Source organism: Streptomyces sp. NPDC088116 (assembly GCF_044741745.1).
GTDB lineage: Bacteria > Actinomycetota > Actinomycetes > Streptomycetales > Streptomycetaceae > Streptomyces.
Map to the genome: position 1 here is coordinate 147,545 of NZ_JBIUTF010000004.1, position 13,828 is coordinate 161,372.

Annotated in this window: 11 protein-coding genes; 4 read left to right on the plus strand and 7 right to left on the minus strand. The window is 70.9% G+C overall.

Annotation, left to right across the window (positions count from 1 at the left end; genetic code table 11):
- The first annotated feature begins 52 nt into the window (after window positions 1-52).
- The 3 genes from ACIOJD_RS17640 to ACIOJD_RS17650 all read left to right on the plus strand — a co-directional run bounded on the left by ACIOJD_RS17640 (window position 53) and on the right by ACIOJD_RS17650 (window position 2,959).
- A complete protein-coding gene (locus tag ACIOJD_RS17640; RefSeq protein ID WP_401914196.1) occupies window positions 53-1,144 on the plus strand; it encodes a hypothetical protein in 1,092 nt (363 codons plus the stop codon).
- Between the two features lie 207 nt (window positions 1,145-1,351).
- Entirely contained in the window at window positions 1,352-1,825 is a 474-nt protein-coding gene (locus ACIOJD_RS17645; protein ID WP_401914198.1) for a carboxymuconolactone decarboxylase family protein, read from the plus strand.
- Between the two features lie 210 nt (window positions 1,826-2,035).
- Window positions 2,036-2,959: an RNA polymerase sigma-70 factor gene (locus ACIOJD_RS17650; RefSeq protein ID WP_401914201.1), complete on the plus strand. Its 924-nt coding sequence runs from the start codon at window positions 2,036-2,038 to the stop codon at window positions 2,957-2,959.
- Between the two features lie 151 nt (window positions 2,960-3,110).
- On the opposite strand, the gene ACIOJD_RS17655 is transcribed toward ACIOJD_RS17650, so the two are convergent.
- The 6 genes from ACIOJD_RS17655 to ACIOJD_RS17680 form a co-directional block, all read right to left on the minus strand.
- Window positions 3,111-3,791 carry a class I SAM-dependent methyltransferase gene (locus ACIOJD_RS17655; RefSeq protein WP_401914204.1) on the minus strand — a complete coding sequence of 227 codons (681 nt, stop codon included), beginning with the start codon at window positions 3,789-3,791 and terminating at the stop codon, window positions 3,111-3,113.
- Between the two features lie 185 nt (window positions 3,792-3,976).
- Window positions 3,977-5,584 carry a cytochrome P450 gene (locus tag ACIOJD_RS17660; protein WP_401914206.1) on the minus strand — a complete coding sequence of 536 codons (1,608 nt, stop codon included), beginning with the start codon at window positions 5,582-5,584 and terminating at the stop codon, window positions 3,977-3,979.
- A 291-nt stretch (window positions 5,585-5,875) separates the two neighbouring features.
- Window positions 5,876-6,490: a GTP-binding protein gene (locus ACIOJD_RS17665; protein ID WP_401914208.1), complete on the minus strand. Its 615-nt coding sequence runs from the start codon at window positions 6,488-6,490 to the stop codon at window positions 5,876-5,878.
- A complete protein-coding gene (locus ACIOJD_RS17670) occupies window positions 6,471-6,845 on the minus strand; it encodes a DUF742 domain-containing protein (protein WP_401914211.1) in 375 nt (124 codons plus the stop codon). The genes ACIOJD_RS17665 and ACIOJD_RS17670 overlap by 20 nt, the downstream gene beginning before the upstream one ends.
- On the minus strand, window positions 6,842-7,249 hold the full coding sequence (locus ACIOJD_RS17675; protein WP_401914214.1) for a roadblock/LC7 domain-containing protein: 408 nt from the start codon (window positions 7,247-7,249) through the stop codon (window positions 6,842-6,844). The genes ACIOJD_RS17670 and ACIOJD_RS17675 overlap by 4 nt, the downstream gene beginning before the upstream one ends.
- Window positions 7,246-9,021 (minus strand): ATP-binding protein, encoded by a 1,776-nt coding sequence (locus ACIOJD_RS17680; RefSeq protein ID WP_401914217.1) that lies wholly within the window; start codon window positions 9,019-9,021, stop codon window positions 7,246-7,248. The genes ACIOJD_RS17675 and ACIOJD_RS17680 overlap by 4 nt, the downstream gene beginning before the upstream one ends.
- Window positions 9,022-9,464: 443 nt before the next feature.
- Here ACIOJD_RS17680 and ACIOJD_RS17685 point away from each other — a divergent pair, with 443 nt between their 5' ends.
- Window positions 9,465-11,261: a hypothetical protein gene (locus tag ACIOJD_RS17685; RefSeq protein WP_401914220.1), complete on the plus strand. Its 1,797-nt coding sequence runs from the start codon at window positions 9,465-9,467 to the stop codon at window positions 11,259-11,261.
- Here the strand turns inward: ACIOJD_RS17685 and ACIOJD_RS17690 are convergent.
- Window positions 11,236-13,494 carry a tetratricopeptide repeat protein gene (locus ACIOJD_RS17690; protein WP_401914223.1) on the minus strand — a complete coding sequence of 753 codons (2,259 nt, stop codon included), beginning with the start codon at window positions 13,492-13,494 and terminating at the stop codon, window positions 11,236-11,238. The two genes, ACIOJD_RS17685 and ACIOJD_RS17690, sit on opposite strands and share 26 nt — an antisense overlap.
- Between the last annotated feature and the right edge of the window lie 334 nt (window positions 13,495-13,828).

The window sequence follows — 13,828 nt, forward strand, 5'->3', positions numbered from 1 at the left end:
ACCTGTCCCAGCCACACCAGCCGCCCCGCATGCTGCACCAGGAGGCCGACTCATGACCTGTGTCCCGGATGTCTTGGAACAGAGTCTGGTCCAACAGCTTCCGGCAGTGCCGTTCTACTGTCCGGTTCCGCCCGCCAGACATCCGTCCGTCGAGGTCCTCAATGACCAGACCGTACGGTGGATGCTCAAACAACGGCTCGATACCGACGAACACCAGCTCAAACGTCTCGCCATCTGCGACTTCGGCGGCCTGGCCGCCGCGACCATGCCGTACGGACGGCTCGAACCACTCGCCCTGATGGCCAAGTTCCACGCCGTGCTCTTCTCGCTGGACGACGGAGTGTGCGACGAATCCGAAGCCACGCCTGACCTGCTGGCCCAGGAGACCTCGCGCATCATGCGCGCCGTGGAGGCCCCGGACGCGCGGGCGCCCAGCGACTCACCGCACACGACCGCGCTGCGCCGGCTCAGGCTGGAGCTGGAGAGATTCGCGTCACCGGTCCAGGTACGCCGGCTGACGGAGGCGATGCGCGTCTACACGTCGGGACTGGTGTGGGAGGCGTCCTGGCGCCGCAACGCGGAACTGCCCTCGCTGGACGACTACATCACGCTGTGGATGCGTGCCATCGGGATGGCCCCCTCCACCGCGATGATCGAGGTGGTCGGCGGCTTCTCCGTGGCGGAGGACGCCATGCAGGACGCGCGGGTGCGTGCCCTCACGGAGATCACCTGGACACTGGTCAGCTGGGACAACGACCTCTACTCCCGCAACAAGGAACTGCTGCGGGCCGGCGACAACCTCAATCTGATCGATGTCCTGTGCCAGGAGCAGGACTGCGGCCCGCGTCACGCCCTGGTACGCGCCGTGGCCATGCGGGACCGCGTCATGGTGCTCTTCGACCGGCTGGCCGCACAGGTCCTCAAGGAGGCGGACAGCGGTCTGCGGCAGTACGTGAAGGGGCTGGGGCAGTTCGTCCGGGGCCATCTCGACTGGGCGTCGATCTGCCCCCGTTACTCCGTACCGTCGGGCCCGAGGGCGGCACCCGGCGGATGGTGGAAGCAGCAGCCGGCCGACAACAGCCTGGAGCCGCTTCCGATTCCCACGATCGCCTGGTGGTGGGACCAACTGGACACGGCGTGCTGACGAGACGGCCGCCGGCTGGCCCAACTCAACCGTCCGCAAAGCGACTTCGGAGACCTCGCCCTTCAGGACACATCAATGACCACATGACCACCGGCCGCGGCGGGGAGGGAAGATCATGTGCGGGAAGAGTCCTTGGGCCATGTCACAGGGGAGCGGCCTGCCTCGTCTCAAGGGGTGTAGCCACTGACGACCCCGAAGGAGCACACCATGGACGCGCGACTGGACTACTTCGCCGACCCGACCGCCGGCAAGGCCCTCAAGTACTTCATGTCGTTGGGCAAGGTCCTCAAGGACTCGCCGCTGCCGCTCGTCACGCAGGAGCTGGTGGCTCTTCGCGTCAGTCAGATCAACGGCTGCGCCGTCTGCATCGACATGCACACCAAAGAGGCCGCCGCTGCCGGTGAGGCCGCGGTGCGGCTGAACCTGGTCGCGGCGTGGCGGGAGGCCACGGTCTTCACCGAGGCCGAGCGCGCGGCTCTGGAGCTGGCGGAGGAGGGGACCCGGGTCGCGGACGCGGCGGGCGGGGTCAGCGACGAGGTGTGGGCGCACGCCGCCAAGCATTACGGCCAGGAGCAGCTCTCCGCCCTGGTGATCCTGGTCTCCTTCATGAACTCGGTGAACCGGCTGAACGTCATCGCCCAGCGGCCGGCCGGCGACTACGAGCCCGGACAGTTTCACTGAACGGCATCAATGACCGGCCCGGGGTCCGGCCGAGGGCTCCGGGCTCGGGTGCTTGAGGGCTCCGGGCTCGGGTGCTTGAGGGCTCCGGGACGGGGGCACGGGGCATTACTCTGGCCCACCAGTGGTCCGGATGTCACCGGAGGCCGCCCGCGCCGGCGAGTACGCCGGGGTGGGAGGGCTTCACGGGACTTCACGGGGAGAGGATTCAGTGTGAGCAAGGTCGAGGAGTTCGAGGAACTGCGGCCGCTGCTGTTTTCGATCGCCTACCGGATTCTGGGCAGTGTGGGTGAGGCCGAGGACGCGGTGCAGGAGACATGGCTGCGCTTCGACGGCTCGGCGACCCGGCCCACGTCGGCCAAGGCCTTTCTGTCGACCGCGGTGACCCGGATCTCGATCGATGTGCTGCGTTCCGCCCGGGTGCGGCGGGAGCAGTATGTCGGGCCATGGTTTCCCGAGCCGCTGCTGAGCGATCCGTATCAGGACCCGGCGCGGTCGGTGGAGCTGGCCGACTCGGTGTCGATGGCCGCGCTGCTGCTGCTGGAGCGGCTCAGCCCGCTGGAGCGGGCGGTGTTTGTCCTGCGGGAGGTGTTCGCCTTCGGGTTCGACGAGGTCGCCGCGGCGGTGGGGCGCTCGGAGGCGGCGTGCCGGCAGCTGCTGGTACGGGCGCGGCGGCACATGGAGGCCGGGCGGCCGCGGTTCGCGGCGGACGGTCAGGAGCGGCAGGAGCTGGCGACGCGGTTCTTCGACGCGCTGAAGGACGGCGATGTGGGCGGGCTGACGGATCTGCTGGCCGCCGATGCGCAGTTGGTCGGGGACGGCGGCGGCAAGGCCCCGCAATTCGCCAAGGCCATCATGGGCGCGGAGAACGTGGCGCGGGTGCTGGGCGCGGCCTTCCCCTGGCTGCTCCGGATCGACGTGTCGATCGAGCCGCACGAGGTCAACGGCCAGCCCGGCGCGATCCTCCGCGACCGGGACGGCAAGGTGCTCTACCTCATGGTCGTCGAGGTGCTCGACGGGCGGATTCAGACCATCCGCGGGCTGCTCAATCCCGACAAGATCCGCCACATCGGGCCGGTCGCCGACGCCTGGGCCATCGACCGCGAGGTGAAGCGGGCCCGTCGGCAGCCGAACTGACCTCGGGAGTGGTGCGAGTGGCTCCTTCAGCGGCGGATCGATCGCGGCCGCGCTCATCACCACCCACGAGGACGACCGGGCCGGGGAACCGAGCAGCGCGCCACTCAACGCGCTGCTCAGCGACGCGACGCGACGGACTGATGAGCGAAGGTCAGCGCAGCCGACGCGCACGCAGCACCAGGTCGTCGGTATGGTGCGCGCCCGCACCACCCTCGGGTGCCACGCGTGGCCGCTGCTCGTCGACCTCCACCTCCCAGTCGTCGTCGAACAGAGCGGAGACCATCGAGGGCCAGACGTAGTCGGCCGGGTCGAACCCGCTGTCGTGCGCCTGTTGGGTGTCCATCCCCGCGTGGTGTACGAGCAGCAGCACGCCCCCGGGCGCGACGCCCGCGAGCAGCGCCCGCTCGGCCGCGGCGTCCGGGGTACGCAGCAGGGCTGGGTACTGCGCGGAGACCAGGTCGAAGGAGGCCGGCGGGAGCGCCGCCTCCGTCAGCGCGGCGTGTACCCAGCGAACGGCGACGCCGGCGTCCCGCGCGTGCCCGGCCGCCCGCTCCAGCGCCACACCCGAGACCTCCAGCGCGGTCACGTCCCAGCCGCCACGCGCGAGCCAGACGGCGTCCGCGCCCTCGCCACAGCCGATGTCGAGCACCCGCCCGGGGGTGAGCCCGGCGACCTCGGCCACCAGCGCACCGTTGGGCCGGCCGCTCCACAGCTGTTGTCGGTCGGCGTACCGGTTGTCCCATTCCGCCCGCAGCGCGGGGTCTCCGATGTATCCGTCGGCAGGCGAAGGGGCGTCGGATGCGGGCGATCCCGCTGCGATGTCGTTGGTCACGGGACCACCCTCGCCCGCCGTATCCCGGTCACGCCACTCCCGTTGCCGATCCGGCAAAACGGTGTCGGCGGCCGGTCTTCGGTGGCGATCGGTCGAGGGCGGAGAGCACGGGACGGCTCGGGACACCGGCCGTATCCGCCGACCTGCGGATACGGCGCGATGGGCTCCCCGCCGGGACCCGCCCGTCAGTACCCGCGCCACCAGCGGGTCACGCTCTGCCAGGCGCGCCGCGGTGCGCTGTCCGAGCGCTGGTCCGGGATCACCGCCGCCGGTTCCGCGGGCGGTGCTGATGCCGCCGGTTCCTCGGTCTGCCGCGCTCCTGGCGGAGCCGCGGAAGCGGGCGGAACCGCCGAAGCGGCCGGAGACTGCGGTACGGAGCCGGGCCGGGGTGAATCCACCTGCCACTGCGGACGCGGTACGGGGGCGGACGGGCTCGGCGGCCCGGTGATGTCCTGCGGTGGCCTCGGCGCGAACGTCACCGGCAGTTCCTGTAACTGACGGGACATCAGAGCCGCTGAGTAGCGCAACTCGTGCTCCTCCACGGCAAGTTGCAGATCCGGCAATCGCATCAGCAGCGCGTCGATACCGGTGTCGGCGATGGCCCGTCCGATGTCCTGTCCCGGACACTCGTGCGGGCCGCCGCTGAAGGCGAGATGGGCGCGGTTGCCCTGCATGGAGGCGTCGAGGTCGGGGCGTACCACCGGGTCCACGTTGGCCGCGGCGATCCCGACCACCAGCGCGTCACCCGCCTTGATGTGCTGTCCGCCCAGCTCGGTGTCGCCGACCGCCCAGCGGCCGAAGATCGTGGTGAACGGGGGTTCGTCCCACAACGTCTGCTCGACCGCCTCGGGCAGGGTCATATGGCCACCGCTGAGCTGGGCCCGGAACCGCGGGTCGGTGAGCACCATGCGCAGCACATTGGCGATGAGGTTGGCGGTGGTCTCGTAGGCGGCGATGAGGACCAGCCGCAGGTGCTGGCTGACCTCGTCGTCGGTGAGCCCCGCGCGGTGCTCCGTCAGCCAGGTCGCGAAGTCCTCCTCGGGCGCGTCACGGCGGCGGGCCACCAGCCGGCGCAGTGCGGCCATCACGTACTCATTGCTCTCGATGGCCGTCTCGGTGCCCTTGATCATGTCGCGGGCGGCCTGCACCAGACGTTCGTTGTACTCCTCCGGCATACCGAGGATCTGTGCCATCACCATCATCGGCAGATGCTCGGCGAAACGGCTGACGAGGTCGGCCCTGCCGTCCTGGCAGAACTCGTTGACCAGCCGGTTGCTGTAGCGGTTGATGTAGCGCCGGACGCCCCGGTGGTCGATGCGCGCGATCGACTCGGTGACCGCGCCGCGCAGCCGCTCATGGTCCGCGCCGTCGGCGAAGACGCAGAGGGGCTGCCAGGTGAAGATGGGGGCGAGGGGATGATCGGGGGCCACGGTGCCGTCGTGGAGCGCGCGCCAGCGCCGGGAGTCCCGGGAGAACTGCGACGGTGTGCGCGTCATGTGCAGGTTGTCGCTGTGTCCCAGGACGAGCCAGGCCGGCACGTCGCCCTGGAGCAACACCGGTGCTACGGAGCCGTGTTCGGCGCGCAGCTTCTCGTACAGGCCCATGGGGTCGTTCTCGGCCTCCGGCCCGTACAGCCGCCGGGGGCGGGTGGAGGCGGGGCCGGTGCAGCTGTCACCGTCGGCGGTGAGGCCTTTGCCGCTGAAGCCGTTGGCGGTCAGGCCGTGGGCCGGGCAGCCGGGGGGCGGCGCCGCATGGCCGTCCGGTCCGGGCCGGTGGGAAAAGGGGGTGGTCACGGTCACTCCAGGGATCAGGCCGATTCGGGGATCAGGCCGAAGAGGTACGGGGACAGCTCTCGGGGCGCACGGGCACCCGCCGCGCCGGGGTGGGTGCGACCGCGCGGGGATGGGGGCTCGTACGGACGGAGCACGGCTCGCGAAGACGCCAGGGGCGCGTGGGACTCATGGGGCATATGAGGCACGTAGAACTCGTGGGTCTCGTAGGGCTCGTGGGGCACGGCTTTTGCGATGCGCTCGTGGGGCACGGCTTGCGACGCGCTGGTGGAGCCCGGCTTACGGTGAGATCCGTCAGCCGGGCGACACGGTCAGCGAGTGCAGGTACCGCATCAGCGTCAGCAGGACATCGCGGCTGGACGCCCGCAACCGCGCGTCGCAGTCCACCATCGGGACCTCGTCGGGCAGGTCCAGGGCGGTTCGCAGCGCCTCGACGGGGTGATGCGGCGCGTCCGGGAAGGTGTTGATCGCGACGACGAACGGTACGCCGCGCTCCTCCAGCCGTCCGATCACGTCGAAACTGACTTCGAGACGCCGGGTGTCGACCAGCACCACCGCTCCCAGAGCCCCCTCGAAGAGCCCGTTCCACAAGAACCAGAAGCGCTCCTGGCCAGGTGTGCCGAAGAGGTAGAGCACCAGCTGTTCGGTGATGCTGATCCGGCCGAAGTCCATGGCGACGGTCGTGGCGGTCTTACTCTCCACCCCGAAGTTGTCGTCCACCCCCACCCCGGCCTGGGTCATGGTCTCCTCGGTGGTGAGCGGACGGATCTCACTGACCGAGCCGACCATCGTCGTCTTGCCGACCCCGAATCCGCCCACGATCACGACCTTCACCGCGGAGGTGGCCGTGGTGGGCAGGACGTCCTCGCTCCTGGGGCCCGTGATCGTGTCAGAGTTTCTGAAGTCCATGCATCACCGCTTCGAGAAGGGACCGGTCGGGAAGCGCGGCGCGGACTATGGGCGCGCGCGATTCGACCAGCTCGGTCGCGAGGAGTTCGGTCAGCAGCGCGGTCACCACGCTGAAGGGGAGGCTGAGGTAGGCGGAGATCTCGGCCACGGACAGCGGTGCCCGGCAGAGCCGCAGGATCGCGGCCTGTTCCGGCTGCACCGTCGGCGACGGTTCGTCACGCGCCACGATCATGGTGACGAGATCGAACGGTGCCCGTTCGGCGCCGTCCGGCCCGCCGGTGATCACGTACAACCGTTCCGGGTCGACCGCCTCCGCCTCGGGGTGCCGGCGTTCTCGTCGGGGAGGCGGGGTCATCCGGCCTGCCCGTCGTGGCGTGGGGGACTTGTCAGATGGGCGCCGATACGGACGACCATGTCCCGCATCCGGGCCCCGACCAGCCCCGCGTCCACCGTCTCGTCGGCGAGGACCGCGAGATACGCGCCCGCCCCGGCCTCCATCAGATAGAAGAAGCCGCCCCCGACCTCGATGACGACGAGCCGCATCCGGCCGTCGCTGTGGGGGATTTCGACCGCCACGGCGGCGGCGAGGCTCTGAAGTCCGGCGCAGGCGGCCGCGAGCCGGTCGGCGACATCCGGATCGCCGCCGTGCCGGGCGATCCGGAGCCCGTCGGCGGAGAGCACCACGATCTGCTGGATCTGCGGCACCCCGTCGGCCAGCTCCTTGAGCATCCAGTCCATGTTCGCCCGCTGCTGGATCACTTCAGATCTCCCTTGCCCCGTAAATCGTCGGAATCTCCGCGGTTGCCGGGCTGTGCCGACGTCTCCCCGGAACCGGTCGACGGCTGCTGGGGAGTGCCGTTGACCGCCTTGGTGAATGCTTCGAGCCAGATGCCGGGCCCGGGTTCGCTGTCCGCCGTACCGCCTTGGTGGCCGGTGCCGGAGTCAGGGCTGTTCCCGGGATCGCGACCATTGCCGGGACCCCGGCGGGTGCCGTGACCCCCGTCCCTGCCATAACCCCTCTCCGAGTCCCTGCCGCCGTCGGCCGGGACACCGTTGCCGATACCCGAACGGGTACCGAACGGGGCCCTGTTCGGCACTCCGTTACGGCGCCCGCCGGCCGGCGCGTGCGCCCCGCCCCGGGGGCCGAGGTTGTGCGAGCCGAGCGGGGCGCGGCCGCGGCTGCGCCGCTGCGGCAGCCCGTTCTCCGTCCACTCCGTGACCACGGGTACGTCGTCGTCCATGCTCACCACCAGAGGTGCGGACGGCTGTGGACCGCCGGCCGGCCGGGGTACCCGGTCGGCGGGACGCAGCACGTCCGTCGTGGGCAGCCCGGCGCCGCTGCCGCGGGGCAGCGCCGAGGCGCCGATGCCATGGGCGATGCCGGGCGCGGGTCCGGTGGTGACGACATCACGCGGCACGATGAGGACCGCGCGGACACCGCCGTACGCGGACTGCCTCAGGGACACCTGCAAGTCGTACATCTGGCAGAGGCGGCCGACCACGGCCATACCGAGCCTCGGTGTCTCACCGAGGTCGTTGAGGTCGATACCGGCCTGGGCCTGCGCGAGCATGCGTTCGGCCCGGGTCCGCGCCTCCTCGCTGAGGCTGACGCCACCGTCCTCAATCTCGATCGCGATCCCCGTCTGCACCTCGACGGCGGTGACATGGACGCGGGTCTGCGGCGGCGAGTAGCGGGTGGCGTTGTCGAGGAGTTCGGCGCACGCGTGAATGAGTGGTTCCACGGCCGTGCCGATGATGGCGACCTTGGCGATCGAGTGCAGATCGACCCGCTGGTACTCCAGGATCCGGGACATCGCACCCCGCAACACGCTGAACAGCGGTACGGGCTTGGGCCATTGGCGTCCGGGGCGGGCCTTGCCGAGCACGGCGATACTGTCGGCGAGCCGGCCGATCAGCGCGGTGCCGTGGTCGATCCGCAGCAGGTCGTCGAAGACCTCGGGGTTCCGGCCGTGGGCATCTTCCATCTCCCTCAGCTCGCTGGCCTGCTGGTGCACGATGGACTGCACGCGGCGGGCGATGTTGACGAACGAACGCTGCGCGGACTCACGCATCGCCTCCTCGTCGTCGATGATCCGCAGGACGGAGTGGAGCAAGGAGCGCTGTGCCTCGGGGAGTTCGCGGTACCGCTCGTCACCGTCCACGACGGCGCGCATCACCTCCATGGGTGATTCGCCCTGACGAAGGCGGTGGATCGCGGCCGGCATCAGATCCTTGCCGAGCCGTACGGTCTCCTCGTCGTGCTCGGCGAGCCGCCGGTCCAACGAGGCGACGCGCTGGGCGTAGTGCTCGTGGAGCATACGAACCGTCCTGGCGCGGCGGGACAGTTCCATCACGCACCAGGCGACGACGACGGTCGCCACCGTGCCGTACAGCACGAGCGGTATCCGGGCGGCCTCGGGGGTCGCGGCGATCACGACGGCCGTAGCCGCCGCCGTCAGGACGGCGGGGATGACCAGAGCACGGGCGGCTGGGGACGCTTGTTCATTCGGGGGTGCTTCGAGACGAACCATGTAAGCCCTCTGGCGGTCGATTCAATCGGGGTCATTCGAACGATCGAGACACATGGGAACAAGTGCCTGATTACGTATCAACTCGGCGCGCTCCGCCAGAGCTTAGCCCGACCGGTTCGCCACATCCGCATATTTCTGCAACCCCACACACAGGCCACCCCATCGGACATAGACTCGCGCGTTTACACGCTGCGCTCACGCGACAGCACGACGAGTGACGATTCTGCGCGACCGGGGAACCCCTGATCGAGAAACGACTACGGGGCCACCCGCCACGGATACGTCATGGCCAACAGCCCCTGACAGGGCCTCACTTGCTTCGCGCTTGCCCTGAAGCCAACCGCCCCCGCACTCCACAACAGGGGGCTTTGGTTATCGTGGCCGGTCACGGATGAGGCCAGTGAGCGCCATGAGGGCGTGGCGGTCAAGCGGGGGGACACACGGTGATCGAGGGGCGGACCGACTGGATCCGGGTGCCGGTGGGGGCCGGCTCGGCACGCTGGGCGACACGGGGACGATGCCTGCGGGTCCTGTTCGTCGTGCACAACGTGACCTCGGCCACCCGGCTGCTGGACGTCCTGCCGCTGTTCCGCGACGACCTGCGGGTGCAGTTGCTCGCGACCTGCACCGGGTCTTCGCCGTTCCAGGCCGGCGTGGCCGAGCTGCTGGCGGGGACAGGCGTACCTGTCCTGCCGTGGGAACAGGCGGTCGACCTCCCGGTGGAGCTGGCCATCTCCGCGAGTTTCGGCGGCCAACTTCACCGAATAGACGGCAGATTGACCGTTCTCTCGCATGGCGTTGGCTACAATAAGAGGCTGGCAACACCGGACACCGGACACCGGACACCGGACACCGGGCGCCCTTCGCCCGATCCCGATCCCGATCCCGATCCCGTTGCCGCTCCGCCCGTCTTCGGCATGTCTCCCGAGTGGCTGCTCTCGGACGGCTCCCCCATCGCGGACGCGATGGTCCTCTCCCACCCCGAACAGCTGGAGCGGCTGCGCGCCGCCTGCCCTGAGGCGGCTTCGACCGCCGTCCTCGCCGGTGATCCCTGCTTCGACCGCATACGGGCAGCCCTGCCCCAGCGCGAACGCTTCCGCCGGGCCCTCGATGTACGGGCAGGCCAGCGGCTCGTCCTGCTCAACTCGACCTGGAACCCGGACTCCCTCTTCGGGGACAGCGGCGGTGAGGACCTCCTGCCGTCGCTGCTGCCACGCCTGACCGCCGAACTCCCCGCGGACGAGTACCGGCCGGTGGCCGTGCTGCACCCCAATATCTGGAACGGTCACGGCCCCGGGCAGATCCGCGCCTGGACGGACCGGGCACGGCGGGGCGGGCTGGCCCTGGTGGATCCGCTGGAGGGGTGGCGTCAGGCGCTCATCGCGGCCGACGTGGTCATCGGGGACACCGGTTCCGTCAGCTACTACGCGGCGGCACTCGGCACGCCCGTACTGCTGGGAGCGGGATCGGCCCACGGCCTCGACGCGCGCTCCCCGGTGGCCGCGTTCGTACGGCAGGCTCCGCGGCTCGCGCCGTCCGCACCGCTGCGGGCCCAGTTGGACGCCCTGCTGGACGGGCCGGGACCGCGGCCCGAGCACCTGCCCGCACCGGGTCCCGCGGAGCTGGTCTCGTCGGTACCGGGAGAGGCCGCGACACTGCTGCGCCGCCACTTCTACCAGCTCATCGGTGCCCCCGAGCCGCCGGAACCCGCCCTGCTGGACCCGCTGCCGCTGCCGCCGTACGAACGGGTGGAACGGACGGCTCCGATGCGTGTGGTGACCAGGCTGCTGGGCACGGGCGACATCGGGGTGAGCCGCTACGCGGAGCCCCGGTCGGAACCGGCGGGAGACGGCGACGCGCACACGGCCGTGCACGAGGACACCCTCGATCCGGGCAGGCTCGCCCTGGCCGATGTGATCTACCGGTACGGCATGGCGGACGACGTCCGGTTCGGCACTCCGGGGCAGTGGTCGGCGGAGGTGCTGGCGCGCCATCCGCACTGTGCCCTGGCGTCGTACGTCACCGACGGCGGCAGCTGCACCGTCCGCACTCGGGACGGCTCGCTGCTACGCCTCGTCGGCGATCCCCCGGCCGCCGACCCCGCCGCCTATGCCTCCGCCCTGCACGCCTGGCTGGCGGCGGGCAAGGCCCTGGAGGAACTGACGGCGGGCGGGATGACCGTACGGACCGGCGGCGCTTCGCACCGTGTATCGGTCACGCTTGCGACTCCTGCGAGTTGAGGCAGCGCTCGCGCAGGGCCCGCAGATGGGCGAGGTGGTAGCCGGCCTTCTCCTTGTCGAGCGGGACCATCGCCTCCTCGATCAGCGGCAGCGCGCCCCGCGCGTCTCCCTCGGCGAGATGTGTCTCGGCGAGGTCCGTGAGCGTACGGGCGGCGTTGTACGCGTCGTGTGCGCGGAAGAACTCCAGTGCGGTGCCCAGCCGTTCATGGGCCTCGGCGAACCTGCCGAGGTCGCGAAGCGCCCGGCCGCTGTGCCGTTCCAGCAGGGCGCGGGCCCGGGGCAGGTCGCGCTCGCCCTCGTCCCCCGGGCGGATCCCGTCGAGAAGGGAGCCGGCTTCGCCGAAGCAGGCGTATGCCTCCTCATGGCGCCACTGTCGCAGCCGCAACAGGCCCAGCGACTCGACGGCCGAGGCGTGTCCGCGCAGATGCCCGGATGCCGCCTCGGCCTCGGCGGCGGCGACCAGTTGGGGCTCGGCCTCCTCGTACTGGCGCAGCTCGATCAGGTCCAGCGCCAGCAGTGAGTGCATCCGCCCCGCCATACGGGACCGGGGATGCCGGGCCTCGGCCACCCGCGCTCCGGCCCGGAGGGCGGGGAGGAGTTCGTCGTGACGGCCCGCCTTGAGCTGGAGCGGCCAGAAGGCCTGGCACAGTTGGTAGACCGAGTCCGGATCGCCCAACTCCTCGGCTGTGTACACCGCTTGGATCAGATTGCCCAGCTCGTCCCCCAGCGCGGTCAGTGCCTCGCCCTCGTCGCCGTACGGGGAAGGGCTCTGCGCCAACTCCTCGTAGAGCGGGCCGATCCCCCAGCCCTGCGGCAGGGCGGCGAGCCGTGCGCGCACGGCGAGGCGCAGATACCACTCGACCGTGCGGGTCAGAGCCGCGGCGCAGGCCGCGATGCGGTCCTCGCGGCTCGCCGCCTCCTCGGCATGGGCACGGACCGCCGGGCGGTAGCGGTAGCGGTCGGTGTCCGTCCGCTCCAGCAGCTGCCGGTCGGCGAGTTCAGCGAGGGACCGGACGGCCTCGGCCTCCGGTATGCCGACGGTGTGCGCGACGACCGCCGCGTCGAACGCGGGCCACTCGCGCAGTGACATCAGCCGGTAGACCCTGGCGACGCCGGGCTCCAGCGCGCGGTACACGCTCTCGGCGGCGGTACGGACGGGGTCGCTCCCGGACATGACAGCCGTCTCCTCCCTCTGCGGTTCCGTCGACCCGGCCGGTCCGGAGAGCCCCGCCGGTCCGGAGAGCCCCGCCGGTCCGGAGAGCCCCGCCGGTCCGGAGAGCCCCGCCGGTCCGGAGAGCCCCGCCGGTCCCGGCGGTCGGTGCTCCTCCGAGAGCTGTGGTGCCACTGCCCGCAGGGCGTACGGCGAACCAGCGCACCGCTCCAGTACACGCGGCAGCACGGGGCGGGCGGCCGCCAGTGTCTCCTGCTCCGTGAGGTCGGCGAGCAGCCGGCGCGCGTCCCTGTCGGACAGGGGCCCCACCGGGACCTTCCACGCGTCCAGACCGGGCAACGGGCGGCGGGCGACCACCACGGTGAACACCCCCGGCGCGGAGGTCAGCAGCGGCAGGACCTGCGCGGCCGAGTGGGCGTGGTCGAGCACGACGAGTAGGCGCCGGTCGGCGACGCAGCGCCGGAAGGTCTCGCGCCGCTCCGCCATACTCCGCGGTATCTCCTCCTGCCTCATTCCCAGCCGGACGAGCAGGCTCCGCAGCACGACGGAGGTGTCCACGGCGGTCCCCGCCGAGGCGCCCCGCAGGTCCGCGTACAGCTGTCCCTCCGGGAAGAGGTCCGCTTTCCGGCTCCCCCAGTGAAGGGCGAGGGCGCTGGTGCCGATGCCCTCGGGGCCATGGATCAGCGCGACCCGGGGCCGTCCGTCCGCCTTGCGCGAGGCCTCCCGCTCCAGGAGCCTCATCGGTCCCTGACGGTCCGTGAAGAACCGTACGGAGGCGGGCAGACGCGGTACGGCGTCGGCCGCCGCGAGACCGGGAGCCGTGCGGGCGAACAGTGTCCAGGCACGGGCGAGCGCCGGATCGGTCCGCACCGCCTGATGGATCCGCTGCGCGACGGACTCCATTTCGGCGGGCCCGGCGGGCGCGGCCACCTCCTGCCCCACGATGCGGCGCACCAGGCCGCCGGCCGACTCCCAGGCCCATTTCCCGGCCTCATTGCCCATTCCCGCGCCCACGGCGCCCAGCACCGCGCCGATCGCTCCCAGCGAAATGGGATCCAGCATGCCCCGCTCCCCCGCTCCCCGGTCTGTGGCGAAGCTCGGCAGAGGCCGCGCCACGTTTCGGGATCAACCGTAATCCGGATCTTGGCGAGAGGTGAACGGTTGGCGTCTTCTCGCAACGCCTTTCGCCGGGGACGGTGTTCGGGGAACGGCCGACCGCCCGGTCGTGTGCGTGGCCCGGGAGGTCCGGCGCCGGGGACACACCCCGAACGATGTGATGGAGAAAAGTTTCGTCACGGCACAGGACCGTCCCCGGGGCGGCGCCCACGACGTACCGCCACGCCGCCCGCGCGGGGTACCCGGCGGTATCAGGCGGTCGTCGCCGTACCCACTGATA

Coding starts and splice junctions, on each gene's coding strand:
- ACIOJD_RS17665 (WP_401914208.1), bottom strand. CDS start 6,490: ATGGACTTCAGAAACTCTGACACGATCACGGGCCCCAGGAGCGAGGAC.
- ACIOJD_RS17690 (WP_401914223.1), bottom strand. CDS start 13,494: ATGCTGGATCCCATTTCGCTGGGAGCGATCGGCGCGGTGCTGGGCGCC.
- ACIOJD_RS17640 (WP_401914196.1), top strand. CDS start 53: ATGACCTGTGTCCCGGATGTCTTGGAACAGAGTCTGGTCCAACAGCTT.
- ACIOJD_RS17680 (WP_401914217.1), bottom strand. CDS start 9,021: ATGGTTCGTCTCGAAGCACCCCCGAATGAACAAGCGTCCCCAGCCGCC.
- ACIOJD_RS17670 (WP_401914211.1), bottom strand. CDS start 6,845: ATGACCCCGCCTCCCCGACGAGAACGCCGGCACCCCGAGGCGGAGGCG.
- ACIOJD_RS17645 (WP_401914198.1), top strand. CDS start 1,352: ATGGACGCGCGACTGGACTACTTCGCCGACCCGACCGCCGGCAAGGCC.